The sequence below is a fragment of the Candidatus Baltobacteraceae bacterium genome (assembly GCA_036489885.1).
GTDB lineage: Bacteria > Vulcanimicrobiota > Vulcanimicrobiia > Vulcanimicrobiales > Vulcanimicrobiaceae > JAFAMS01.
The window spans coordinates 190,595-215,128 of sequence record DASXEW010000001.1 but is presented as its reverse complement, the minus strand read 5'-3'; the positions used below and the strand labels follow the sequence as shown (position 1 = coordinate 215,128).

Sequence of the window (24,534 nt, the reverse complement as noted above, 5' to 3'; positions counted from 1 at the left end):
CGATCAGTTTCCGCTACCGAGCGGCGGGTCGGGCTGCGATGGCATCGGCGAAGTCTTTCCCGACAATGACCGTTACGTCACTTTTCCAACCCGTCGAGGGGGCGGGCGCCGGATCGGCGCTCACGACCAGACCCGGGATGATCGCCACGTCGCTGCGGACACGCGCACCGGCTCCAAAGATCCGTGAGTGTTCCAATATCTGCGTCTGTGCATGACCGAAGGTCTCGGCGTTGCCGACCTTGCCGACATTGTAGCCCTTCGTGCGGAGCAAGCTTGCGAATTGCTTTGCCATGCCTGGTATGCCGCTGCCATTGAGGACGTCGATCGCGAGATCGGATGGCTTGATGTTGCTGACAACCGTCGGTGGAATCGTGGGCGGAGCGCCCAGCGGTCCCATGATCAGGTCTTGAATCATCTTCTGATCCTTTGCGGGATCGGGGATCAAGACGTCTCCCGCCGCAACTTCCTTGTCGCCCGTGTACGCGAGCTGTCCCGTTTTTATCCCAGCTTGTTCGACTTGTGAGAACGCGGTCGCGAGGCTCAGCTCTTCATCGAAGGAGAGATTCGTCTCGATGTCGCGCTTGGCAACCCCGAGCAGATCGCGAACGTGCGCGACATCGTTGAACTTGTCGCGTTTGAGTTTGTCGACGATCGTGCGCATGACTTGCTGTTGACGTAAGATGCGGCACGGATCGCTGCACCAGTCGTGCCGGAAGCGCACGTAGCCGACGGCTTGATCGCCGTTGAGGTGCTGCATTCCCGGCTTCAGATGAATGTGCAAGTGACCCCAATTGTCGTCGTAGTCGAGCGGACCGTTCGGCCCTGAGTGCGTAATGGCGTTTGAATTCATGACGTCGACATCGACACCGCCAATCGCGTTGATAAGATCCTTTGACGCGTCGACGCGCAAGACGATGTACCGGTCGAAATAGTGCCCGCTCGACGTCCTCGGGATGCCAAGGAATCCACCAATGACTTGATCGGCTTCACGCGCACCGCCCTCCCCGTAGGCCGCGTTGATCTTGTCCACCTCACCATTCGGCAGCGTGGCTTCCATGTCGCGCGGAATCGAGAGCATCGAAACGCCGCGCGTCGGAAAATCAAGCGTCGTTACGAAGATCGTGTCGCTGCGCGCGCCGTTCGAATAATGCATGTCGCGCTCGGTGTAGTTGTAGTCGATTCCCAAGACTAGAAGCGAGATGCGGTCTTTCGCGAAGATCTGCTCCGGCGGCGGGATGAAGATGTTGACGATCTCTTGCTGCAGCGTGCGGTGGTGTGCTTTCGCGCGCAACGCCAAAAAGCCGACGGCGATGCACAAGAAGAACAGCACACCGAGCGCGGCGATCGGAACGACGCGCAAGTGGCCCTTCTGGCGGCTTGGACGAGAGGGCTCGAAAGGATCGGGATCGCTAGAAACCGGCGGCGGTGCGAGATGCTTACCCAACAGCCGCCAATTCCGGTGCAAACGTGCCGTAGAAATCGAACGGGCCGGCGCCAATCAGATTTGCAGAAGCAAACTCGCCGACATTCGCGCGCGCGTTTTCGGCCGGCAGAAAGATGCTGCCGTCGACGCCCGGCGCTTCGCCCATCGAACGCGAGACGAGTACGTCCCGCGTACCCAGCGATGCCGCAATCGCATCGTTCTTACGCAACTTCGCGCGACTTTCGATCAGGACGCGAACGGTTTGTCCGATGCGGCGCCCGCGAGCGTGGTCCGAGGCGACACGCGCCGCTTCGCGTAGGCGCAGAAGACGCTTGCGCTTCTCGCGTTCCGGAACTTGTTCGCCGAGTTCCGCCGCGGGCGTGCCTTCTTCTTGACTGTACGTGAAAAATCCGACGCGATCGAGCTGGGCGCGCCCCAGCCATTCTTCAAGATACTCCACATGCTCGTCGCGCTCGCCGGGAAAGCCGACGATGAACGTCGAGCGCATCGTGATTCCCGGAACGCGATTGCGAAATTCCTCGATCAATTCCAAATAACGTTCACCGTTCGAGGGCCGCAACATCGGGCGCAACACGTCGGGATGCGCATGCTGAAGCGGCATGTCCATATACTTGCAAACGCGATCGATGCCGGCAATTGCGTCGATCAGCTCCGAATCGACCGTCGCCGGATAGAGATAGAGCAGGCGGATCCATTCGATGCCCTCGACGTCCGCGAGACGCTCGAGCAACGTCGCCAAGCCGCCACGACGATATCCGCGGTCGCGTCCCCACATCGATGTGTCTTGCGCGATCAGGATCAGCTCTTTCGTTCCGCCGGCGGCAAGCGCGCGCGCTTCCGCGAGAATCGACTCTTCGCTGCGCGAACGAAACTTGCCGCGCAACTGCGGGATGATGCAGAAGGTGCACGGGTGATCGCAGCCCTCCGCGATCTTTAAATATGCGGTTGCACGCGGCGTGGTGACCAAGCGCGGAAGAAAGTCGTGTTCGGGCTCGCTTTCGAACTGCAGGCGTACAGGTCGCAAACCCTCACGCGCCTCTTCGAGAATCTCTGCGATTCCCGCGTAGGCGCCGGTTCCGACGATGCCGTCGATTTCCGGGATCAGCTGCTGCAGCTGCGCGCCAAAGCGTTGTGACAGGCAGCCTGCAACGATGAGCTGCTGCCCCGGCTTCTTTGCGGCCGCGTGCTCGAGGATGACTTCAGTCGACTCGGCCTTGGCCGGATCGATGAACGCGCACGTGTTGACCACGACGGCGTCCGCCTCAGCGGCATCGGGAACGAGCTCCCAGCCCGACTCGCCAAGCTTGCCGATCATCACTTCAGAATCAACAAGATTCTTGGCACAGCCAAGCGAGACAAGCGCTACTCTAGGCACGACGCGCTATATTACCATACTTCGGCCACCGGCCCGACGACATTCCCCTCCCGAGCACTCGTCTTTTCCTTCCTGGAAAAGTCTGCTCGCCCGCTTTTTCCTCTCGCCCTCCATGGCTCCGGAAAAAGCTGGAGCGTCTGTCGCGGAATGCCATCGGTCCGGCGGCCTTGCTCAGCGATAATTCACAAACTGTAGCGGGAGCTCGAAATCCAAGGCTTTGAGAAGATTTATTGCCTTCTGCAAATCGTCTTTCGATTTTCCTGAGACCCGAATCTGGTCGCCTTGGAATTGCGCCGTGACCTTGAGTTTCGCGCTCTTGATCGCATCGAAGATCGGCTTGGACTTATCTTTGGGAATCCCGACCTTTAGCGTGATCTTCTGACGTAATGTATTTTGTGTGGCCGGCTCGACTTTTCCGTAGTCGAACGACTTGAGCGAAATTCCGCGCTTCACCGCGCGCGATTGCACGATGTCGATGACGTTCTTCAGCTTCAGCTCGTCGTCGGCGACGATCGTAATATCTTTCTCGGTGTTCTCAATCGTCGTTTTCGAGTTCTTGAAATCGAAGCGACCTGCAATTTCCGCGCGCGCTTGATTGAGCGCGTTCTCGAGCTCTTGCGCATCGATGCGGCTGACGACGTCAAATGAAGAATCTGCTGGCATTTACTCCGTTTTCCCAGTGAGTTTATAATCGCGCTGCACGACCTGTCCGGTCGAACCTAACACGCGCGACGGTTGTCCGGGTGGCGTAACTTCAACGCCGCCGCCATTTCCAACGAGCAGCTGCACGTGCTTCCCGCGAAAATCGCGGATCGTCCCCGGTGGAAACTCGCCTTCAAGAACGACATTCCCATCAACGGTCACGCGCATCCACGAAAGCTGTGTCAGCTTCACGGCGAGGACGTGCCCGACCGGACGTGCCGGTCCCGGGGTCGCAGCAAGCGGCCTCGCGCTGGCCGGCGGCAAGCTCGATGCAGGGGTGGCGCTCCCGTCCGCGATCGGGATCGCAGCGACCGTCTTTTCGGGAGTGGCACTGCGCAGCTGATAGTAGCCGTAGCCGACGTACCCGACGAGGCCAAGCGCCACGACGACGGCGACCCACAGCCAAAGCGAGGGCTTTCGGCCGCTGGTCGGATCGACGCTGACGGCGCCACCGCCGTTCCACTGCTTGGTCGGGGGAGCGGAAGGCACGGTCGCATTGAAGGCCTCGATTGCGTGCTCGGGGTCAACACCTAAGAACCGAGCATACGTTCGGATAAAGCCTCGAATGTAGACCGGAGCCCCGATGACCGGCCAGTCTTCCTCTTCGATCGCTTGGAGATAGATCGATCGAATGTGAAGGCTTTCGGCAACGTCGGAGAGAGACAAGCCGCGCGCTTCCCGTGCAACGCGAAACTCATCTCCGAGCGAAGGCATCACACCCAAAGTTAGCGCCACCTGGAGCCTTTCCCCCCGACGATGACGAGACAGCAGACCCGAGTAGTAGCCGCAATGAGCGGCGGAGTCGATTCCGCCGTCGCTGCCGGTTTGCTCGCGGAGGCGGGTTACGATGTCGTCGGCGTCACCATGAAGATGTACGCGCCGACAAAGCCGTCGTATGCAAAGTCGTGCTGCGGTGCAGACGATTTCGACGATGCACGCCGCAGCGCTGCGATACTGGGGATCCCGCATTACGTTCTCGATTTTCAGGAAACGTTCGAACGCAACGTCATCACGCGCTTCGCCCAGGAATATCTGAGCGGGCGGACTCCCAACCCGTGCGTCGCCTGCAACAATTTCGTAAAGCTTGGAACGCTACGCTCGTACGCCGATCGGCTCGACGCACGCTACGTAGCGACCGGGCACTACGCGCGGCTCACCCACGCCGATGACGGCGCGCACTTATTTCGCGGAACGAGCGCGAAGGATCAGGCCTACGCGCTCGCGCAGCTCACGCCCGCACAACTTGCGGGATTGTTGCTGCCGCTCGGCGAGCTGACGAAGGCAGAGACGCGCGCGCACGCGGCGCGGATGGGACTTCCGGTACACGACAAAGCCGAATCGCAAGACATCTGTTTTGTCGAAGGCGGCGATTATCGCGACGTGCTTACGCAGCGCGGATATGGATCCGGAACGCGCGGCGAGATTCGCGATACTGCCGGCGTCACGGTCGGCGTGCACGACGGCATCGCACATTACACGGTCGGGCAGCGCGCCGGTCTCGGCGGCGCCGACGCGCCGCGTTACGTGACACGTGTCGACGCGTCGACGAACACGATCGTGATCGGCCGCGAAGAAGAGCTATTCGCCTTGGGCCTGATCGCCGACGAGCTTAACGTGATTCGTCCGGAGCTATTCGCCGCGGAAGCCGATGTGCTCGCGATGATTCGCTATCGCGCGACGCCCGTTCCAGCGCGCGCCCGCGTCGACGCGGCTGACGGCGCACTTCACCTGCGATTCCTCGAGCCGCAGCGCGCGGTTACGCCTGGGCAGCTGGTCGCGCTATTCGCGCTCGATGGTGACGAAGTTCTCGCCGCCGCTACCATTAGGGAAGCGATTTAGCCCCTTTGTCATGCTGAGCGTAGCAACGCGCAGCTCAGTGTCATCCTGAGCGTAGCAACGCGCAGCGTTGCGAAGTCGAAGGACCATTCCGATCACGCAGGCGGCGAAACGATGCGACAAGGTCGAGGGCACGATCGCGCTCGCAGCCTTTAAAGATCGTTGCGCTGCCTGCACGATTGCGTCTCGTCCTTCGACTTCGCGCGCGTGCCGCGCGCTACGCTCAGGATGACATGCTGGTGCCGCGCGCTACGCTGAGGATGACATGGGGCGGGGCTCGGCCCGCTAGTCGTGACGCTGAGGTTTCTCAGGCTGTAGCGAGCGCGATGTCCGAACGAATGTTCCAGTACGTGTCTCGGATGACGGGACGGAATCCCGCGCCGATGATGACTTCTTCGAGTTGTTTGCGCGTTGCTTCGTTGGTCGAGCCCGCGTCTTTGACGACGCGCTCTTCGAGAATCGTGCCGCCCATGTCATCGCAGCCGTAGAACAGCGCGAGCTGACCCATCTTGAGACCGGGCGTCAGCCACGAGGCTTGCAAGTGCGCGAAATTATCGAGATAGAGCCGCGAGACGGCAAGCACGCGCAAGTACTCGATCCCTGTTGCTTCTTGTCCACGCAGCGGCGTCTTCCACGGCACGTAGTACCACGGGATGAACGCCGTGAAGCCGCCGGTCTCGTCTTGCAGCTCGCGCAGAACGTCGAGGTGCATGATCCGCTCTTCATCGGTTTCGATCGAGCCGAACATCATGGTCGCCGTCGTCGGCATGCCGAGCTTCTGCGCATCACGCATCACGTCGATCCATTCTTCGGGACGCACCTTGCGGGCCGAGATGCGCTTGCGCACACGCTCGACCAATATTTCCGCACCCGCGCCGGGTAGCGATTTCATTCCGGCAGCGCGCAGCCGCTCGAGTATCTGTCGCGGCGTCATTCCCTCGATCTTCGCCAGACCCGTGATCTCGGAAACCGACAGCGAATGGATGTCGACGTTCGGATATTGCGCGCGAACGCGATTGAACAGTCTCTCGAACCAATCCAAGCGTATCTCCGGATTGACGCCGCCCTGAATCATGATCTGGGTTGCGCCTTGATCCGCGGCATACTTCACGCGCCCGAGCACGTCGTCGTGCGACATCGTGTAACCTTCGCCGTGCTTCTCCGGCCGGAAGAACGCACAGAAGGTACAGTGCACGTTGCAAACATTCGTGTAGTTGATGGTCGTGTCGATGACGTAGGTGACGACCTTCGGATCGTGCAGCGCCATACGGCGCGCGTTCGCTGCGGCACCTAGCTCGTGGAGCGGCGCCTCGCGATATAGCTTGACCCCTTCCTCGAAGGTCAGACGCTTGCCGTCGGCAGCGCGTTCGAGCAGATTATGAAGCGACACGGGCGGTTTCTGAATTTCGGAAGACACCGGGGATGAGTCCTACGGCGTCGAGCTCGGCCATGAAGCGGGCCAAGCCGCTGCGGGCCGAGAGATCGAGCTTGAAGTTCAGCACCGAGTAGTACTGCTCGTAGAACTCGAGCGTGCGCGGGCTCAACGACTGAGCACGAGCGACGACTTGCGGCATGTTCTGCTCGCCCCAGGCCTGGGCTGCGGCAAGCGCCTCAATTGCGGCATCGACCGCTTTGGGCTGGCGCTTGTAGACATCGTTGCGCACGACCCAAACTGCGAAGACCATGTCGGCTTCGGTCCATTCGTGCCAGAGATGCGAAAGATCGTGGACGCTGGCCGGGTCGAACGTATCGCGCGCGTGCAGCGCGTTATCACCGATCAATAGCGCCGGTTGGTGCATTTGCGCCGCGTAGAACGGATCTTCCGTCGAAACGAATGCGGCACGAACGCCGTAGCGGCGTTCGAGCAGAATCTGCAAGAGCCCACGTCCGCTCGCGGACTCGCGCGTAACCGCAATCTCCGCGCCATCCAAAAGATGCGGCGGCTGCTGCGAGATCAACAGCACGGACCAAGCATAGTCACGTGCGCCGATGCAGGGTCCGTCGATGAGCGTCAGCTCGTCCGAGTGACGCGCGAAATGCGCCGCGCTGATCGGGCCCATATCCAGATTTCCGCGGATCGTCTCGGCATTCAAGCGCGAAGGAACGCCGTTGATCAACTCGCCCGGAAAGTTTACCGCGCCTTCATCGAATGCGAGGTAAAGCGGAAGATCGTTGAGATATTCAATCCGCCCGCAGCGGATCGCGTCAGGCAATTGCCAGCTCGGGAGTCCAATCGTACGGGAATGTCTCGTACGTTGAGTTTCTTCGAACCGGCACGTAGCCGGCTTCCTCGATCAAACGGCGGAACTCGCGATCGTCGACGTACTGTCCCGACTGCGTCCCTGCGCTGTGGTAGATGCGTTCTTCATCGGTCGAGCCGTGCGTGCCGTCCATATCATCGGCCCCGAAGTTCAGCGCGAGCTGGCAAACCTGCAAGCCCTGAATCATCCAGTATGCCTTGATGTGGTCGAAGTTGTGCAACATCAAGCGCGCTGTTGCGAACATCCGGATGTCGTCGAGGCCGCTCGTCCAACCGCAGTCCGACAGAGAATTGCCGTCAGGATGGAACGCAAGCGGGATGAACGCGTTGAAACCCGGCGAGCGCGTTTGCGATTCGCGCAACAAGATCAGGTGTTCGAGCCGTTCTTCGAGCGTCTCAATCGTTCCGTAAAGCATTGTCGCATTGGATGCGATCCCGACGCGATGCGCCTCTTCGTGAACCTTCAGCCAATCTTCGGTCGTCACTTTATTGGGGCAAACGAGATCGCGGAAGCGTTTGGCGAAGATCTCGGCGCCGCCGCCGTTGATGTTGTCGAGCCCGGCTTCGTGCAGCTTCACGAGCGTGTCGTGGTGACTCAAACGATGCCGGCGCGAGAGGTAGTCGATCTCTGCCGCCGTGAACAGCGAGAGCTGCACGTGCGGTGCACGCTCGCGCATGCGGCGCATCAGCGGTAGCCAGTAGTCCAGCGAAAGCTGACGTGGATCGTGGCCGCCGACGATGTGAATTTGATTGAAGTTCGCGCCGGTCTCGAAAACCTTATCGAAGACCTGGTCGGCCGACATCCGGATGGCGCCTTCTTCTTTTTCGCCGCGCGCAAACGAACAGAACTTGCAGGCGGCATAGCAAACATTCGTCGAGTTGATGTAGCGGTTGAGCACGTAGTAGACGTTCTTGCCGCTCTTGCGCTCTTTTTGCGTCTTCGCCAGGCGACCGAGTGTATGCAAATCGCTCGTGCGCCAGAGGGTCATCCCGTCTTCGAGCGAGAGGGGAATTCCCTCGTCGAGCTTGTGCTCGATCGGCTTGAGTGCCGGATCCAAAATCGCCGTAGCCATCTTCGCTTTCGAGTCTATTCTAAGCGTGGTTCCTTTGCCTCCACGACTAGGGTCGCAGCGCGCAGGGCGCCGACGACGGCAATCGCGAGGAGCCAGCCGCCGACGATGTCGGTCGGAAAGTGCGCGCCCATGGCGAGCCGCGACCAGTCGATGACGACCGACCACGCAAAGAGCAGGCCGCTTACGGCGAGGCGCACGCCCAGCGGAAGGCCGGATCGCCAAATCATCAGCGCCCACAGCCCGTAGAACGCGAGGCCAAGCGCTGAATGCCCGCTCGAATACGATGCCGAGCTCTCGTGCACGAGCAACCAGTGATCGGGGCGCGGGCGATGGAAAAAATCCTTGAAGCGGTCGCTGATGATCCACGTCAGCAGCAATGCTCCGATCGCAAACGCAACGCGTCCGCGCCAGCGCGGCATCCAGATCGCGCCGAGGATCGTGAGCACGCAAAGCACGGCGTACGTTTGAAACAGACCGCTGTGGTATGCGAAGAACGCGAACCCCAACCCATGCCCGAGCAGCGCTTGCCCCGCGACATCGAACGCGCTCGGCGGTTGCCACGAAACGGCCGCGCCCAGCCCGACGTACAGCCCGAGCGCGACGGCGGCGATCGCCGCTATTCGAAGACTACGCCCCTTGCGCGAAGAGATTGCCTTGGCCGCTATCGTCTTTGCCGAGCCGCGGCGCGATCGTCTCGAGCTCGGCGACGCCGAGCAAAATGCGCCGAGGCTTCGTTCCTTCGTGCGGTCCGACGACTTTGAAATCCTCGAGCTGCTTCATGATGCGCACCGCGCGCGGGTGTCCGATCGAGAAACGCGTTTGCAGCTGCGCCGTCGACGCGAAGCTCGTCTCGATGATGAACTTCGCAGCTTCGTACGCGAGTGGATCGATGTTGCGCTTTTCCTCGTCGTCCGCGATCGGGACGATCTCGAGATCGACGCGGTTTTCCGGATTTGCCTGTGCGGCCCAATGCGCGACGAGCCGATTGATCTCGCCGACCGTCACGAACGCGCCCTGCACGCGCACCGGTTTGGGCGCATCGATCGGAAGATACAACATGTCCCCGCGCCCGAGCAGTCGTTCCGCACCGGGCATGTCGAGGATCGTGCGTGAGTCGATTTGTGACGAGACCGCGAACGAGATGCGCGAAGGAATGTTGGCCTTTATGATGCCGGTGATGACGTCGACCGACGGACGCTGCGTCGCGACGACCAAGTGGATTCCGGTCGCGCGCGCCAGCTGCGCGAGACGGCAGATCGTCGTCTCGACTTTGGCCGGCGCAACCAACATCAAATCGGCCAGCTCGTCGATCACGATCACGACGTGCGGCAGCGGCTCCTCGGGAAACTTTGCGTTGTACTCTTCGATCTTGCGAACGCCGGCGCGCGCGAAACGTTCGTAGCGTTCGTCCATCTTCTTCGTCATGTCGAACAGTGCGCCGGCGGCCATGCGCGGATCGGTGACGACGTCGGTCACCAAGTGTGGGATGCCGTTGTAGACGATCAGCTCAACGCGCTTCGGATCGATCATCAAGAGCTGCACTTGTTTGGGCGTCGCCGAGACCAGCAACGACGCGATGATCGTATTCAGACAGACGCTCTTGCCGGAACCGGTTGCGCCGGCCACGAGCAAATGCGGCATCTTGCCAAGATCGCCGATGACGGGCCGGCCGGTAATATCTTTTCCCAGCGCCATGGGCAGCGGTGGAATCGTACCGCGATTCGGAAGCGCTTCGAGAATTTCGCGAATCGCGACGACCGAGACGATCGAGTTTGGCACCTCAATGCCGACAGCAGACTTGCCCGGAATCGGCGCCTCGATCCGAATCGACGTGGCCGCCAGCGCGAGCGCTATGTCGTCGGCGAGCGACGAGATGCGCGCAATCTTGACGCCGCGCTCCGGCTTGAGCTCGTAACGTGTAATCGCAGGACCGCGCTCGATGTGGACGACCTTTCCCCCGACGCCGAAGCTCGAGAGCGTATCTTCGAGCAAGACTGCGCGGCTCGCGTCATCGTTTTTCTGCACTTGCGGCGGATCGAACATCCCCAGATCCGGCAGGCGATAATCGGCCGACGCGACGACGGCGATCGGCGCTGGCTGATACTCGCCGCTTACAGCGGCCGGTGCAGCATCCTCGGCCTCGTCGTCGTCTTCGTCTTCGTCGTCCTCGTCTTCATCGTCGAGGTCTTCCTCGTCGTCGAGATCTTCGTCGTCTTCGAGATCCTCGTCGTCGAATTCCATCGCTTCGGGCTCACCCGAATCGTGCAACACTTTCGGTTCGATCGTCGTGGGCGTCGGCGGCGGCACCACGGTCTCGACGATAGTATAGGAAGGGACGGGAACGATCGGTGCGTGTGCCGGCTCTTCCGCGCGCTCGACTTCGGGTAAGTTGAACGCTTCGCGAAGCGTCTTTGGACTTTGCACGGCGGGAAGCTGCGGCTTCTCACCCGTGCTCGCAGGTCGTGCCGCGCGCAACATGCGCACGAACGCCATGACGTGCTTGATCGTGAATCCGATCGTGCGCTTGAGCGAAACATTTGTCACCCACACCGTGAGCCCAAGCGCAGAGAGAATGATGACGATCGTTGCGCCCGCTGTGCCGAATAGCCAGCGCAGCGCGTCCCATAAATGCGAACCGAAGAAGCCGCCCATCGGACCGTACACGGCACACACGATGAGGAAGTAGCCGAGCGCCGCACCGCCGAGAACCGCGATCATCTGCGGAACGTTGATTTCGAGGAAGACGATCGCTCCGATCAAGGCCACGAGTACCGGCAGATAGATTGCGGCCGCACCGAAGAGCGCGTGCAACGTCCAGGCGGTTAGCGAACCGACGAAGCCCGCGCGCGCCGACGGCAAAGCCAGCGCGATCCCGAAAAAGACCGCGAGCCCAAGGGCCGCGATTCCGACAAGCTCGCCTTGAAGGCGGAGCCGCGTCTTTGCCGCCGGTTTCCGGCGAACGCGAGACGACATTATCCCCTGAGTTCGGCGGGGAGCACGTGCCCCCTACGGCTTGCCACGCGCGTCGAACGCTTTCTGGGCCGTGACGAACGTGTTGACGTTCTCACCGATCCAGCGGAACAAATCCATGAAGCGCTGCGCCAAGTCTCGTCCGCTCGCCGTAAGAGCGTATTCCACGTGCGGCGGGATGACGGGCAGGCTCGTTCGCCTGAGCAATCCGTCGCGTTCAAGCACGTCCAGCATTTGTGCGAGCATTTTTTCGGAGATCCCGCCGATTCGCGCGCGAATCTCCGAGTAGCGCAAATCGTGCTCGAGAAGTGCTGCGAGAATCAGTCCGCCCCAGCGGCTGCTGACGTGATTGACGATTTCGCGCGCCGGACAGTCAGCTTTGAAGCAATCCCCGACGGCGCGCCCCCGAACTCTCCCCATAACTAACCTTTCAGTAAGTACTTCCCTTTAGTTAGTATACCTCCTACAATACGGAACATGCCAGAGCAACAAACCATCGTCGTTACCGGAGCCAGCTCCGGTTTTGGACGCGACACCGTCAACCGTTTCGCAGACGCCGGGTGGCGCGTCTTCGCCACCGTTCGTGATTCACAGGGCCGGAATGCGCCGGCCGCTCGGGAGCTCCGGGCGCGCGGCGTTCAGGTCGTCGAGCTTGAGGTCACGGAACAAGCATCGGTCGATGCCGCTGCAGCCGATATTCTCGCACGCGGACCAGTTGACGTGCTCGTCAACAATGCAGGCGCCGCGTTCTTCGGTCCGGTTGAAGGCTTTACGCCGGAGTTAGCTCGCAAACAATTCGAGGTCAACGTTTTCGCGCCACTGCGCGTTAATCGCGCCTTCTTGCCGAGCATGCGCGAGCGCCGAACGGGACTCATCGTCTACGTTTCCTCCATAGTCGGACGGCTCGTTCTTCCGTTCGGAGGCGTATACGCTGCCTCCAAGTGGGCAATCGAAGCGCTCGCCGAGGCAACTTCGTACGAACTGCGGCCATTCGGAATCGACGTCGCGATCGTCCAGCCCGGCGCGTTCAGTACGAACATCTCCGAGTCGCGTGTCGGTCCTGACGACACGCCTCGGCTTGCGGGTTACGCAGACGTGTTACCGCTGGCACAAAACATCTCTACAGGCTTGCAGCAAGCCGCTGCTGGGCGCGATTCACGTGAAGTTGCAGAAGCGATCTTCGGGCTGGCGGCAATGCCGCGCGGCACGCGCCCGCTCCGGACGCTCGTTCCCGACGAAGCCTCAGTCGCATCGTTAAACGCGCTCGCAGCAGAGGTCCAGCGTGGGACGCTTGCAGACTTCAACCTCGAACCCTTAGCGCAACCGTACGTCGAGAGCGTCGCGTAAACCGTCGCCGAGCAAATTGAACCCAAGCACGACGAGCGTGATCGAGACGCCGGGGAAGATCAAGGCCCATGGAGCCGAAAGCCAATAGTCGCGCGCATCGTTGAGCATCGCGCCCCACTCAGGCGTGGGCGGACGCGCACCTAGGCCCAAGTAGGAAAGACCCGCGGCCTCGAGCTCGGCCGTCGCGATCCCGAGTGTGGCTTGAACCAGGAGCGGCGCCAAAATGTTCGGCAGCACGTGCCGGATTAAAATGCGCGGCACGAGCGCGCCGAGGGCACGCGCCGCTTCAATATATTCAGTCTCTTTCACGGAGAGGACGGCGGAACGGCACAACCGCGCGTACTGCGGAATGTAGACGATCCCGACGGCGATCATCAGGTTGTTGATGCTCGGACCCAAGATCGTGGCGATCGCGATCGCAAGAATGATCGATGGAAACGCGAGCATCAAATCCATCGCGCCCATCAAGAGCGACTCGACGTACCCGCCGAAATATCCGGCGCAAAGTCCGATCAGCGTTCCGACGCTGATTGCAAGTCCGACCGCAACGAAACCGATCCGAATCGAGATGCGTGCGCCGAAGAGAATGCGCGCCAGCATGTCGCGTCCGAGCTTGTCGGTCCCCAGCGGATGCGCAAAGCTCGGAGCCTGCGCGCCGGCGCCGATGTTCTGCGCCAGGGGATCGTAGTGCGAGAGAAGCGGCGCGAAGACGGCCGCGAGTATCAAAAGAACGACGATGGTCAGACCTGCGAGGGCTCCCGGTGTGCGCCGCAGGCGAATCCAGATGTCGAGCCCGTAGCTGCGGGATTGAGTCAGCGGCTCAGCCGCGGCTAGACTCAAACCTCCATCACGACGGGAACGACGATCGGCCGCCGCTTCGATCGCGTGTAGATCGCTTGTGCTAAGCCTTCACGAATCGTTTCCTTGACGTTGTGCACGTCGCGAAGTCCCTCGGCGGAAACACGATCGAGGATCCCACGAAGCTCCGTCTTGAGATCGTCGAGAACTTTGCCGTCGGATTCCGGAATGTAGAAAACGCCGCGTGTAATGAGATCGGGCCCGGCGATGACGCGCGCTTCTTCGGCGTCGATCGTGACCACGACCATCATGATGCCGTCGCTGCTGAGATGACGGCGATCGCGCAGCACCGCATCGCCGATGTCGCCGACCCCCGAGCCGTCAACGAAAACGTTGCCACCGTACGTGCGGCCGACTTTGCCGGACATGTCTTCCGTAAACTGGATGACGTCGCCGTTTTCGCAGACGAAGATGTTCGACGGCTCGACGCCGGTGCGCTCTGCAAGCTTTCCATGCGTCACAAGCATCCGGTACTCGCCGTGCACCGGAATGAAGTGCTCGGGACGGATCAGGTTGAGCATGAGCAACAGCTCTTCTTGCGACGCGTGTCCCGAGACGTGCGCGGGATGCGACGCCGCAGCGCCGGGCCCGGATGCACCATGATAGACGATCGCGCCGAGACGATAGAGATTGTTGATCGTGCGGCTGACCGCTTTTTCGTTACCCGGAATCGGCGTCGCGCTGATGACGATCGTGTCGCCGGCGACGATTTGCATCTTCGGATGATCGCGGACCGAGAGACGCGAGAGCGCCGACATCGGTTCGCCCTGCGAACCGGTCGTCATCACGACGACTTGTTCGCGCGGATAATCGTCGATGTTTTCGACGCGAATTTGGAGTCCCGGCGGAATGCGAAGGTACTTCAACTCGCTCGCAAAGTGCACGACGTTGACCAGCGAGCGCCCGAGAAACGCGATCTTGCGTTCGAAGCGTTCGGTCTGGTCGATCACCTGCTGAATGCGCGGCACGTTCGACGCAAACGATGCCACGATGATTCGTCCGGCCGCACGCGCGAAAATGTTTGAAAACGCTTCGCCGACGAGCCGCTCCGAGAGCGTGTGTCCGGCGCGTTCGGCGTTGGTACTGTCCGAAAGCATGCAGAGCACGCCTTCTTCACCGATGCGCGCCATCGAAGCGAAGTCGGCAGGCTCGCCGTCGACCGGCGTTTGATCGAATTTGAAATCGCCGGTGTGAAAGATCGTACCAACCGGCGTGCGCAGCGCGAGCGCGCATGCGCCCGCCACGGAGTGGTTCGTGTGAATGAACTCGGTTTCGATGCTGCCGTACTTCACGCGTTCGCCCGGTTTGACGGTGATGAACACCGGCTCGCGCGATGTTTGCTCGCGCATCTTCGCCCTAATGAGCGCGAGCGTGAGCGACGTTCCGACGACCGGAACGTTCAGCTCGCGCAATAAATACGGAATCCCGCCGATGTGATCTTCATGGCCGTGCGTGACGAGAATCGCGCGCAGCTTGTCGGCGCGTTCACGAATATACGTGAAGTCGTTGATGACGATGTCGACGCCGAGCATGTCGTCGTCCGGAAACATCAGCCCGCAATCGACGGCAACCATGTCCTCATTCGTCTCGATAACGGTCATATTGCGGCCGATCTCACCGCAGCCGCCGAGCGGAACGATACGTACGAACGGTTCGACCGGCGCGGCCGGGACGTGATACTCCGTCAACGAGCCCCCTTGTCGTTTGTGTGCGGGGCGTGAACGCGGCGTACGGAGGTTTGCAGCATGCTCGGGTTAGTGGTCGCCCTTCTTTTTCTCGTTGTCCCCGTCGATCGTCCGCATATCCAACACCCCGTTGCGCCGCACCCTGGGAAGCCGCCTCCTCGGGCCGCGATGTCCGCATACGCGGGCGACCTCTTCAGCCGCCGGGCACGGCGTCGTGCGGCGGTGATCCTACGCTTGCGCTGGGAAGACTTGCGCCTGGCTCAGCTCGACCGGATTCGCGCCGCGATTCGCCGCCAGATCTCGATTGACGACTTGTTGCGGGAAGCGAAGTAAGCGCATGGCCGTTCAAACGCGGCGACGAAGTTCTGAGGGCCGGACGGAACCGAGCAACTTTCCAAACTCGTTCCAGGTAGTGCTTCTATGAACTAAATGCCAACCGGCACGAAAAAGGACCAAGTACTGATGATTCGTTCTCGAGTTATGCAAACTGCCATCGTCGGACTTATCGGCGCGATTATCGGCAGCTTCTCGATGATGCTCTTCGCGAGCACACATTTCGCTAACGTTGCGGGCCCCGGGAACACGCCGCCGCAGGTAAACGCGGCGCCGCTAACCTCCGGAGCAAGCGATCAAGACCGCATAATTAGCGCGGTCAAACGCGTGGAGCCATCTGTTGTTGCACTCAACGTAACCGTCAACGGACAACAGTATGTCCCCGTCGATCCGTTCGCGCAGTTGTTCGGAGGTCCGAACATCGTACGTCCGCAGGCGTTCCGTAGCCGCGTCTCCGGTTCAGGATTTGTCTACTCACGCGATGGCGGAATTCTCACGAATGCGCACGTCGTAACCGGTGGCTTCGCCGGTCAACCTTCGAAGATCGATGTCGTCTTCGCGAACGGCGATCACGTGCCGGCGCATCTCGTCTCCGCGAACGTCGGCGTCGACCTCGCGCTTGTGAAAGTCGACAACTACGCCAAGCTGCCGCCGCCTTTGCGCTTCGCCGACTCGGACCGCCTCGAAGCCGGGCAGTGGGCGATCGCGATCGGCGAGCCGCTCGAGCTCAAGCAAACCGTGACGGTCGGCGTCGTTTCCGGCTTCCACCGCGATGAAATCGCCGGGACGGACGCCGGCGGCGCACCCCAACAGTTCAAAGGCCTGCTCCAAACCTCGGCCCCGATCAACCCCGGCAACTCGGGTGGACCGCTCGTCGACCTCAACGGCGACGTCATCGGCATCAACCAGTTGACGGCGAACCCGCAGGCCGCCCAAGGCATCGGCTTCGCAATCCCCGCGAACTCTGTAGAACAGGTCGCTCTCCAGCTCACGAAGACCAAAGGCATCACGCAGGGGACGCACGAGGGCTACATAGGCGTCGCGCTTGCAGCCATGAGTCCGGGAGCCCGTTCGCAGCTCGGCTACAACGGGCCTGACGGCGTCGTCGTTGCCCAGGTCGTCGGCGGTGGACCGGCCGACCGAGCCGGCCTCGAGCCCGGTGACGTCATCACGGGCGCCAATGGCAAAAACGTGGCGACCCCTGGGGACCTGACCAACGTCATCAAGGGCATCCCGGTCGGCGGGACGGTCAACCTCCAAGTCTGGAGCGCCGGTAATAAGAAGCTGGTCGCCGTCAAGACGAGCGAGCGTCCGGCCAACCTCGATACGCCTGCGCAACCCCAGCAGCAACCCTAACTTGTCATCCCGAGCGAAGTCGAGGGAGCGCGGAAATCGGCCCTCGACTTCGCAACTACTGTGCCACGGAAATTGTCATATAAGGCGAGCGGAACAATCTACCGCCGATTGCGGTAAGATGATCCGTACCTTACCTTTCAAGACTCCTGAGTGAGATAAGCGGCAAGGCCAAGAGCTAGCGCTCGCGGATGGTCCACTGGCTCGGGAAGAAGGCACGAAAAACACATGGCAAAAGTGGTCGGCATCGACCTCGGCACGACCAATTCAGTCGTCGCCGTAATGGAAGGCTCGCAGCCAGTCGTCATTCCCAATGCGGAAGGCAACCGTACGACCCCATCCGTCGTCGCGTTTACAAAAACCGGCGAACGTTTGGTGGGTCAGCTCGCGAAGCGCCAAGCAATAACCAACCCCGAACGTACCATCGCGTCGATCAAGCGGCACATGGGCACGGATTTTAAAGTCAAAATCGACGGCAAGGATTATTCGCCGCAAGAAATCTCGGCGATGATCCTTCAGAAGCTTGTCAACGACGCATCGACATATCTCGGCGAGCGCGTGACGAAAGCCGTCATCACCGTTCCGGCATATTTCAACGATGCCCAACGGCAAGCAACGAAGGACGCAGGCCGCATCGCAGGCCTTGACGTTCTGCGCATCATCAACGAACCGACCGCGGCATCACTCGCGTACGGTCTCGAAAAGAAGGGCAACGAGACGATCCTCGTTTGGGATCTCGGCGGCGGCACGTTCGACGTTTCGATCCTCGAGGTCGGTGACGGCGTTTTCGAAGTCAAAGCCACCAACGGCGACACGCACTTGGGCGGCGACGACTACGACAAGCGCGTCGTCGATTGGCTCGTCGGCGAATTCCGCAAGGATCAAGGCATCGATCTGTCCGGCGACAAGCAGGCAATGCAGCGTCTGACCGAGGCAGCCGAGAAGGCTAAGATCGAGCTGAGCTCGATGGTTTCGACCTCGATCAATCTGCCGTTCATCACGGCGGATCAGAACGGTCCGAAGCACTTGGACTACACGCTCACGCGTGCAGACTTTGAACGGATGACGAGCGATCTCACCGATCGCACCGTGCAGCCTTTCAAGAGCGCACTCAGCGATGCGGGACTCGACATTTCGAAGATCGATCAGGTAGTGATGGTCGGCGGCGCAACGCGCATGCCGGTCATTCAGGAGCTCGTGCAAAAGCTGACGGGCAAAGAGCCGAATCAGACGGTCAATCCCGACGAAGTCGTCGCGGTTGGTGCAGCGATTCAGGCCGGCGTTCTCTCCGGCGAAGTGCACGACGTCGTACTACTCGACGTTACACCGCTCTCGCTTGGAATCGAAACGCTCGGCGGCGTCAACACGAAGCTGATCGAACGCAACACGACGATCCCAACGCGTAAGGCGCAGATCTTCACGACTGCCGAAGACGGCCAGACCTCGGTCGACATTCACGTTCTCCAAGGCGAACGCGACATGGCGGGCGACAGCAAGACGCTCGGACGCTTCCGCCTCGAAGGGATCCCGGCGGCTCCGCGCGGCATACCGCAGATCGAAGTCACGTTTGACATCGATGCCAACGGCATCGTGAGCGTCAACGCGAAAGATCTCGGCACGGGCCGCGAGCAGAAGATCACGATCACGGCATCGACGAATCTTAACAAAGACGAAGTCGATCGCATGGTAAAAGACGCCGAGGCATTCGCGGCGGAAGATCACCGCAAACGCGAAGAGGCTGAAGTCCGCAACGCGGCAAGCTCATTGACCTACTCGACGGAGAAATCGCTCAAGGAAGTCGGCGAAAAACTTGATGCATCGGCCAAGGCGGATGTCGAGAGCGCGCTCGGCGAGCTGAAGCGGATCTCCGAAAACGGGACAGTCGCCGAGGTCAAAGCTGCGACCGAGAAGCTGCAGCAAGCCAGCTACAAGATGGCCGAAGCGCTCTATCAGAAGAGCGATGCGACGGCGTCGAGTAACGGGCAGTCCGAAAACGGGGCGACGCACGACGGCGCGACCGATGGACAGCAGCAGCACAGCGAGTCGACTGCGTCATCGCAATCATCCGATGACGTGATCGACGCCGAGTTCAAAGAAGCCAAGTAAGCTTCGATGGACACGAATACGGAAACGACTGCGGCGCAGGGTTCTGCGCCGCAAAGCGACGCCGCCGCTGAACTTGCAGCCGCCAAAGCCAAAGCCGAAGAGAACTACAACAAGTACCTCTACGCGATGGCCGACTTCGAAAATTACAAGAAGCGCATCGAGCGGCAGTTCGCCGAGATTGCCACCTCCGGAAAGCGTTCGCTTCTCGAACGCATCCTGCCGGTGATCGACAATCTCGAGCGGGCGCTCGCGACTCAAGCGGATACCGATGTGATGCGCAAAGGCGTCGAGCAAACGCTGCGGGGCTTCGAACAAGTCCTTGCGGCTGAAAATGTTCGCGCGTACTCGGTCAAGGGACAACGCTTCGATCCAACGCTTGCAGAAGCAATTGGAACGCAGCCTGCTCCCGGCGTCGAAGACGACATCGTCGTCGAAGAAGCACAGCGCGGGTACAAATATGGCGACGAAGTCATTCGGCCCGCGAAGGTCATCGTCGCTAAATTTAGCTGACGCAAGAACGCCGTGCCTATTAACTACAAGGACTATTATCAAGTCCTAGGCGTCCCGAAGAATGCCGCCGAGAAAGACATCAAGTCTGCGTATCGGCGGCTGGCGCGTAAATGGCATCCGGACGCCAACCCCACGAACCCAAAGCAAGCCGAGGAGAAATTCAAAGACATCTCCGAGGCTTATGAGGTGTTGGGCGACGCCGACAAGCGCAAGAAGTACGACGTCCTCGGATCTGATTGGCAGCGCGCTGCGCAGCAAGCCGAACAGCAACGGCGCTATCGCAACCAGCAGCAGCAAGAAGATTTCAACGCCTCGAACTTCGGTGGTTTCGGAGCCGGCGGCCCGAGCGGGTTCTCCGATTTCTTCGATGCGTTCTTCTCCGGCGTTGGGAATGCCGGCGGCCGCCGTACGACCCGACAACCATTTCAACAACGCGGACAAGATCTCGAAACGACGCTCGATCTGTCGCTGCGCGAATCATACGAAGGCGGAAAGAAATCCGTCTCGCTTCAAATCGAAGATCTCTGTCCCCAGTGCAAGGGCACCGGCACCATCGGCAAAGGCATTTGTCCGAAGTGTCACGGAACCGGCCGCGTACTCGAAACAAAGCGTTTCGATGTAACGATTCCCAAAGGCGTGGGTGAAGGCCAACGTATTCGGCTTGCGGGTCAAGGTGGAACGGGGCTCGGGGGCGGACCGAAGGGCGATCTCTATCTGGTCGTCCACGTCAAAGACGATCAGACGTACGTGCGCAAGGACGACGACCTGTATATCGACATGCCTGTCTCGATTTACGATCTCGTGCTGGGTGGCGAAGTTCGTGTGCCGACGATGAGCGGCGACGTTACGATGACCGTACCTGCAGGTACACAGAGCAACAAGCTCTTGCGTCTAACGGGGAAGGGAATGCCACACTCTAAGAGCAGCGGAAACGGCGATCAGTACGTGCGTTTGATCGGTACCGTCCCGCAAAATCTCTCCGATAAAGAGCTAAAGCTCTACCGCGAGCTCGCAACGCTCCGCAACGGCAAAGCGTAGCGCAGGCGCAGTCCGCGCACCGCAACGCCGGTTAGGAGGGAAAGCTCGAGCTCGGATCGAGCGACGCCGAATCGACCAGCGATGCGCGTCTGCGAGCGCAGACTATCGCCAAGGTGTGAGAGAACTCTGAAGGGCCTCAGCCGGCGAAATTGAGGACGACCGAGCTGCGGCGCCCCTGCTGGCGAAGCTCGCTGCGCACGCCGATCGAGGTCCGAAGCGAGAGCGGAAAATACATGTCCCCATCAACCCCGCGCCGAGTCTGCTGGTAGAAAAAGTTGGCCTGCGTCGCGGTACGGCGATAGATCGCATCCAGACGAAATCCACCGTTCTGGTTCGTGACCCAAAGCGAATCGCCCGAGATATAGGGCGTATCCTGTACGCCGCTGTATGCGTTGTCATCGTTGAAGAGCCGCAGGCTCCAGGCGCGAATGCTGGTCGTCGGCGTAATCTGATACTCGAGCGACGCGCCGTTCCCGGTCATACCGTGTGCGTTGGCAAGGTTCGTATTTTGCCCATACGTTTGCAGTTCGGCTCGGAGCCGGCGGCCATCACTATAGTCGAAATGCGCCTCTGCCAGCGCGGCGAGATACGGCGCTCCGTATTCCGATATTCGAACCAGCGATGTGGATACGCCGCCCGTAACCGAAAAGCTGCCGAGACTTTGCACGACCATCAAAGACGGTAGCACCAGGTTGTGCGGTCCGCCCTCCGCATCGTAGGTCGTATGAGCGACGCCAAAGTCAACGCTCGTGCGACCTGGGATGTGCGCGTGCACGTAGACCGTGCTCTGTCCGAAATTGATAGCGGTTCCGGCCCATGCGATATTGTTCGAGTTGTTCGAATACTGCGCGCCTGCATCGAGCTGGACGACGCCTAAGCGCGTGCCCGCGGAAGCGTTCAGCGCCGAGTCGTTCCAAATCGTGTCGTTCGTAAAAAGGCTCTGGGTGCCGAACGCGTCGGAGGCCGAAAACCGAAAGCGAACGCGATCGAATTGCTTCGTAAATCCGACCGTCGCGCTCGACTCCGAAAGATCGAACGTCGAAAATGGCAGCACCGTTTCGGCTCGCGACGACGAAAGCTGCGCATCGAGCGTGCCGCCCGCGAACGCCGCGTTGCCGCTTGCAACGACACGTTCACGTTCCGTGTAGTCATCGGAGTCTGAGCCGAGCGAAACGCCCAAATCCGGCGCGCCGGCGGAAAAGCGGAATGCCGAGGCGTTTCCGAACGCAGCCTGTTCGACGATTGCGGGGTCGCGCGAAAGCGCAATCAGTCCACCCGTTGCGTATGCGCCGTATTGATACGCCGAGCTCGAAGGTTCGAACGTCACAACATTTCCGGAATGGGTCGGCGTCGTCGCAAGCGCGGTCGGCAAATAGGATGCAATATTGTACGTCGGCGCGTCACCGTCAAGTACAAGCGCGTTGTTTCCGAGGCCGCGATCGGAAAGTGAACGATCGTTGGGAAGACCGTTGCCCAGCCGCAGCACCTCGAAGGGCCGTAGCGCAAGAGCATTTTCGATTTGCGTATAGGGCAGCGCCATCAAATCGGACGGGGAGGGTCCGTCGGCAACGAGCGCGTCGTAGCGCTGCAGGATCGCGACAACCGGTTCGCCGGGTCGCACGGTTAAGGTTAGGCTCCGGCAAAAGCGGCATGTGATGCGCACGCGCTCCGGCGCTTGCGGTGTGTCAAGAGCGAACGTACCATCCTTATCCGTGGAAGCATTCCCAACGAGGGCGCCGCCGGCGTCCAAGCCGCTGACCAGCGCGCCCGTGATCGGCGCCCCATGCGCATCCCGGACGATCCCGGCCAAAAGGGAACTCGCCAGGGCCGGCGGCGTAGCCAGCACAAGCCAGAGCGCTACCGCAACGGAGCCCGCTTTCAGCAATTTTTCATGCCCGAATGGTAAAGAGAGATGATGAACTTTAAGCTCGCTTTCGCGATGGGCGTTTTGCTCCTGGCGCTGGGCTCGGCAATAGCCGTGGCCGGCGTTGAGCTCAACCCCAGCACGATGGCGCAGGTTCTCGAACCGTCGCAAGCGCCGTCACTGCTCGGACCGATCGCCGTCGAAGGCCGTATCGGTTGGGTTTGCGAGCCTGAAAAGGCTGCGACGACGGTCTCGATTCACGACGCTCACTTACCGCAGCCGCCGGGACAATGAGCGTGCGCGCCTTGGCGCTCGCGCTCTGCATTGTCGCCGGCTTTCCGCAGGCCGCGACCGCACAGAGTTATGGAGCGCCGACACCAACCTCGACCGATCGCGCGACACTGCGCAATCTCGCGATTGCGCGAGAGATCCGCGAGCGCTTCGCACGCGGAATGGCGGCTCTCGACCGGTCCGACTACGCGACGGCCACAACCGAATTCGAAGCCGCGCTGAAGCGTAATCCCGCCGAGCCGCAAAACTCAACCGCACACTATAACCTGGCGCTCGCACTTGCGGGCGAACGCGACTACGATCGCGCCGCGAGCGAGCTGCAAGCGGCGATTGCGCGCGACCCCGGATTTCTGGCCGCATATGCCAACTTGATCACGGTCGATCTCGACCGGAACGATACAACGGGTGCTCGCGCGGCCGCGGACCGCTTCGTTGCGCTCGCACCGACCTCCGCGCGCGCCCTCTATTCGCAAGGGCTCGTCGCGTTGCGGGCAGGCGACACGGCAACCGCACGTGCGGACTTCAATAAGCTGATTGAACGGAACCCGGCTTACGCTCCGGCCCATTACGATCTCGCGCTCGTCGCACTGCAATCCGGGCACCTGGACGTTGCGGAACGCGAGCTGCAGGCTGCACTGACATCGACTCCCGAGTATCCGCGCGCGCGCTTTGCGCTTGGAATCGTGCTCCTGCGCGAAGGACGGCGCGCGGAGGCGCGAATGGCCTTCGAAGCGGTCATGCGTAATGCATCGGACCCGAGCTTGCGAAACATGGCGCTCTCGATCCACGACACGATTGCGCAATAACGATGCGCATTCTGCTCGTCGAAGACAACGAAGAGATTGCCGATGCGGTCAAGCGCATGCTGGAGCGCGAGCGGTACGCGATCTCGCACGTTGCCGACGGCGAATCCGCGCTCGCGCAACTGATCGACGGCGAATTCGATCTGGCCGTCTTGGATCTGGTGATCCCCAAAGGCGATGGTTTTTCCGTCTGCTCCAAAGCACGCGAAGCCGGCGTTTCGACGCCGGTTCTGATGCTGACGGCCCGTGACGCCGTCGAAGACCGCGTGCGCGGTCTCGATTGCGGCGCAGACGACTATTTGGTTAAGCCGTTCGTCGCACAAGAGCTGCTCGCACGCATTCGCGCGCTGCTGCGGCGCGCCGAACGTCCGCCGCAGAGCGTGATCGCCGCCGGCGATCTGCACGTCGATCTTACGGCGCGCCGGGCGTTCGTGAGCGAATCGGAGATTGTGCTCGGGACGACGGAGTTTCGTTTGCTGGAATATCTCGCGCGGAATGCCGGTCTGACGCTTTCGCGTCAGCAGATTTTGGACCGCGTGTGGGGCGATGAATTTGCCGGTTCGAGCAACATTGTCGACGTCTACGTCGGCCAGCTTCGCCGCAAGTTGCGTAGCGCCGGAGCCTCGGATATGATCGCGACTGTGTGGGGAGTCGGGTATAGACTGGTCACCTAAACGCGCGATCGT

23 protein-coding genes are annotated in these 24,534 nt (G+C 60.9%); 10 read left to right on the top strand and 13 right to left on the bottom strand.

Features of this window, described 5'->3' with window-relative positions; genetic code table 11:
* Positions 1-13: 13 nt before the first annotated feature.
* From VGG22_01035 to VGG22_01020, 4 genes are all read right to left on the bottom strand, one after another.
* Positions 14-1,444 carry an LCP family protein gene (locus tag VGG22_01035; protein ID HEY1726945.1) on the bottom strand — a complete coding sequence of 477 codons (1,431 nt, stop codon included), beginning with the start codon at positions 1,442-1,444 and terminating at the stop codon, positions 14-16.
* The gene (gene rimO / locus VGG22_01030) at positions 1,437-2,819 is read right to left on the bottom strand and encodes a 30S ribosomal protein S12 methylthiotransferase RimO (protein HEY1726944.1); all 1,383 of its coding nucleotides are present in this window, start codon (positions 2,817-2,819) and stop codon (positions 1,437-1,439) included. Before rimO ends, VGG22_01035 begins: the two co-directional genes overlap by 8 nt.
* 171 nt (positions 2,820-2,990) lie before the next feature.
* Complete coding sequence (locus tag VGG22_01025; GenBank protein ID HEY1726943.1) at positions 2,991-3,482, bottom strand: YajQ family cyclic di-GMP-binding protein; 492 nt, start codon at positions 3,480-3,482, stop codon at positions 2,991-2,993.
* A complete protein-coding gene (locus tag VGG22_01020; protein HEY1726942.1) occupies positions 3,483-4,235 on the bottom strand; it encodes a RodZ domain-containing protein in 753 nt (250 codons plus the stop codon). It lies immediately after the preceding gene.
* A 42-nt stretch (positions 4,236-4,277) separates the two neighbouring features.
* Here VGG22_01020 and mnmA point away from each other — a divergent pair, with 42 nt between their 5' ends.
* Positions 4,278-5,360: a tRNA 2-thiouridine(34) synthase MnmA gene (mnmA, locus tag VGG22_01015; GenBank protein ID HEY1726941.1), complete on the top strand. Its 1,083-nt coding sequence runs from the start codon at positions 4,278-4,280 to the stop codon at positions 5,358-5,360.
* Positions 5,361-5,664: 304 nt separating this feature from the next.
* Here the strand turns inward: mnmA and mqnC are convergent, their stop codons facing one another.
* From mqnC to VGG22_00985, 6 genes are all read right to left on the bottom strand, one after another.
* The gene (gene mqnC, locus VGG22_01010) at positions 5,665-6,747 is read right to left on the bottom strand and encodes a cyclic dehypoxanthinyl futalosine synthase (GenBank protein ID HEY1726940.1); all 1,083 of its coding nucleotides are present in this window, start codon (positions 6,745-6,747) and stop codon (positions 5,665-5,667) included.
* On the bottom strand, positions 6,734-7,570 hold the full coding sequence (locus tag VGG22_01005; protein HEY1726939.1) for a menaquinone biosynthesis protein: 837 nt from the start codon (positions 7,568-7,570) through the stop codon (positions 6,734-6,736). The genes mqnC and VGG22_01005 overlap by 14 nt, the downstream gene beginning before the upstream one ends.
* A complete protein-coding gene (locus tag VGG22_01000) occupies positions 7,563-8,690 on the bottom strand; it encodes a CofH family radical SAM protein (GenBank protein ID HEY1726938.1) in 1,128 nt (375 codons plus the stop codon). Before VGG22_01000 ends, VGG22_01005 begins: the two co-directional genes overlap by 8 nt.
* A 14-nt stretch (positions 8,691-8,704) precedes the next feature.
* On the bottom strand, positions 8,705-9,196 hold the full coding sequence (locus VGG22_00995) for a phosphatase PAP2 family protein (GenBank protein HEY1726937.1): 492 nt from the start codon (positions 9,194-9,196) through the stop codon (positions 8,705-8,707).
* 121 nt (positions 9,197-9,317) lie between these two features.
* A complete protein-coding gene (locus VGG22_00990) occupies positions 9,318-11,663 on the bottom strand; it encodes a DNA translocase FtsK (GenBank protein HEY1726936.1) in 2,346 nt (781 codons plus the stop codon).
* A 33-nt stretch (positions 11,664-11,696) separates the two neighbouring features.
* Positions 11,697-12,080 (bottom strand): helix-turn-helix domain-containing protein, encoded by a 384-nt coding sequence (locus VGG22_00985; protein ID HEY1726935.1) that lies wholly within the window; start codon positions 12,078-12,080, stop codon positions 11,697-11,699.
* A 57-nt stretch (positions 12,081-12,137) separates the two neighbouring features.
* Between VGG22_00985 and VGG22_00980 the strand changes: the two genes are divergently transcribed.
* Positions 12,138-13,007: an SDR family oxidoreductase gene (locus tag VGG22_00980; protein ID HEY1726934.1), complete on the top strand. Its 870-nt coding sequence runs from the start codon at positions 12,138-12,140 to the stop codon at positions 13,005-13,007.
* On the opposite strand, the gene VGG22_00975 is transcribed toward VGG22_00980, so the two are convergent.
* Both VGG22_00975 and VGG22_00970 read right to left on the bottom strand, forming a co-directional pair.
* On the bottom strand, positions 12,975-13,847 hold the full coding sequence (locus VGG22_00975; GenBank protein ID HEY1726933.1) for an ABC transporter permease: 873 nt from the start codon (positions 13,845-13,847) through the stop codon (positions 12,975-12,977). The genes VGG22_00980 and VGG22_00975 overlap by 33 nt on opposite strands.
* Complete coding sequence (locus VGG22_00970; protein ID HEY1726932.1) at positions 13,844-15,553, bottom strand: ribonuclease J; 1,710 nt, start codon at positions 15,551-15,553, stop codon at positions 13,844-13,846. The genes VGG22_00975 and VGG22_00970 overlap by 4 nt, the downstream gene beginning before the upstream one ends.
* 57 nt (positions 15,554-15,610) lie before the next feature.
* Between VGG22_00970 and VGG22_00965 the strand changes: the two genes are divergently transcribed.
* The 5 genes from VGG22_00965 to VGG22_00945 all read left to right on the top strand — a co-directional run bounded on the left by VGG22_00965 (position 15,611) and on the right by VGG22_00945 (position 20,890).
* Complete coding sequence (locus tag VGG22_00965) at positions 15,611-15,883, top strand: hypothetical protein (protein HEY1726931.1); 273 nt, start codon at positions 15,611-15,613, stop codon at positions 15,881-15,883.
* Between the two features lie 129 nt (positions 15,884-16,012).
* A complete protein-coding gene (locus VGG22_00960) occupies positions 16,013-17,239 on the top strand; it encodes a trypsin-like peptidase domain-containing protein (GenBank protein ID HEY1726930.1) in 1,227 nt (408 codons plus the stop codon).
* A gap of 225 nt (positions 17,240-17,464) precedes the next feature.
* The gene (dnaK, locus tag VGG22_00955) at positions 17,465-19,342 is read left to right on the top strand and encodes a molecular chaperone DnaK (protein HEY1726929.1); all 1,878 of its coding nucleotides are present in this window, start codon (positions 17,465-17,467) and stop codon (positions 19,340-19,342) included.
* A gap of 6 nt (positions 19,343-19,348) precedes the next feature.
* A complete protein-coding gene (locus VGG22_00950) occupies positions 19,349-19,852 on the top strand; it encodes a nucleotide exchange factor GrpE (protein HEY1726928.1) in 504 nt (167 codons plus the stop codon).
* 12 nt (positions 19,853-19,864) lie between these two features.
* Positions 19,865-20,890, top strand: a complete 1,026-nt coding sequence (locus VGG22_00945; GenBank protein HEY1726927.1) for a J domain-containing protein — start codon at positions 19,865-19,867, stop codon at positions 20,888-20,890.
* A 136-nt stretch (positions 20,891-21,026) separates the two neighbouring features.
* Here the strand turns inward: VGG22_00945 and VGG22_00940 are convergent, their stop codons facing one another.
* Positions 21,027-22,775, bottom strand: a complete 1,749-nt coding sequence (locus VGG22_00940) for a carboxypeptidase-like regulatory domain-containing protein (GenBank protein HEY1726926.1) — start codon at positions 22,773-22,775, stop codon at positions 21,027-21,029.
* A gap of 27 nt (positions 22,776-22,802) precedes the next feature.
* On the opposite strand from VGG22_00940, the gene VGG22_00935 reads away from it, so the two are divergent.
* Genes VGG22_00935 through VGG22_00925 form a run of 3 tightly spaced genes read left to right on the top strand, consistent with a single transcriptional unit; the run spans position 22,803 to position 24,522 of the window.
* Complete coding sequence (locus VGG22_00935; protein HEY1726925.1) at positions 22,803-23,048, top strand: hypothetical protein; 246 nt, start codon at positions 22,803-22,805, stop codon at positions 23,046-23,048.
* The gene (locus VGG22_00930) at positions 23,045-23,851 is read left to right on the top strand and encodes a tetratricopeptide repeat protein (protein HEY1726924.1); all 807 of its coding nucleotides are present in this window, start codon (positions 23,045-23,047) and stop codon (positions 23,849-23,851) included. Before VGG22_00935 ends, VGG22_00930 begins: the two co-directional genes overlap by 4 nt.
* 2 nt (positions 23,852-23,853) lie before the next feature.
* Entirely contained in the window at positions 23,854-24,522 is a 669-nt protein-coding gene (locus VGG22_00925; protein ID HEY1726923.1) for a response regulator transcription factor, read from the top strand.
* The last annotated feature ends 12 nt before the right edge of the window (positions 24,523-24,534 follow it).

Bases quoted from the DNA above. Each gene is read 5' to 3' on its own strand.
- VGG22_00990 (HEY1726936.1), bottom strand. From the start codon at position 11,663: ATGTCGTCTCGCGTTCGCCGGAAACCGGCGGCAAAGACGCGGCTCCGC.
- VGG22_00930 (HEY1726924.1), top strand. From the start codon at position 23,045: ATGAGCGTGCGCGCCTTGGCGCTCGCGCTCTGCATTGTCGCCGGCTTT.
- mnmA (HEY1726941.1), top strand. From the start codon at position 4,278: ATGACGAGACAGCAGACCCGAGTAGTAGCCGCAATGAGCGGCGGAGTC.
- VGG22_00935 (HEY1726925.1), top strand. From the start codon at position 22,803: ATGATGAACTTTAAGCTCGCTTTCGCGATGGGCGTTTTGCTCCTGGCG.
- VGG22_01025 (HEY1726943.1), bottom strand. From the start codon at position 3,482: ATGCCAGCAGATTCTTCATTTGACGTCGTCAGCCGCATCGATGCGCAA.
- VGG22_00960 (HEY1726930.1), top strand. From the start codon at position 16,013: ATGATTCGTTCTCGAGTTATGCAAACTGCCATCGTCGGACTTATCGGC.
- VGG22_00950 (HEY1726928.1), top strand. From the start codon at position 19,349: ATGGACACGAATACGGAAACGACTGCGGCGCAGGGTTCTGCGCCGCAA.
- VGG22_00985 (HEY1726935.1), bottom strand. From the start codon at position 12,080: ATGGGGAGAGTTCGGGGGCGCGCCGTCGGGGATTGCTTCAAAGCTGAC.
- VGG22_01020 (HEY1726942.1), bottom strand. From the start codon at position 4,235: ATGCCTTCGCTCGGAGATGAGTTTCGCGTTGCACGGGAAGCGCGCGGC.
- VGG22_00925 (HEY1726923.1), top strand. From the start codon at position 23,854: ATGCGCATTCTGCTCGTCGAAGACAACGAAGAGATTGCCGATGCGGTC.
- VGG22_01000 (HEY1726938.1), bottom strand. From the start codon at position 8,690: ATGGCTACGGCGATTTTGGATCCGGCACTCAAGCCGATCGAGCACAAG.
- dnaK (HEY1726929.1), top strand. From the start codon at position 17,465: ATGGCAAAAGTGGTCGGCATCGACCTCGGCACGACCAATTCAGTCGTC.
- VGG22_00965 (HEY1726931.1), top strand. From the start codon at position 15,611: ATGCTCGGGTTAGTGGTCGCCCTTCTTTTTCTCGTTGTCCCCGTCGAT.
- VGG22_00980 (HEY1726934.1), top strand. From the start codon at position 12,138: ATGCCAGAGCAACAAACCATCGTCGTTACCGGAGCCAGCTCCGGTTTT.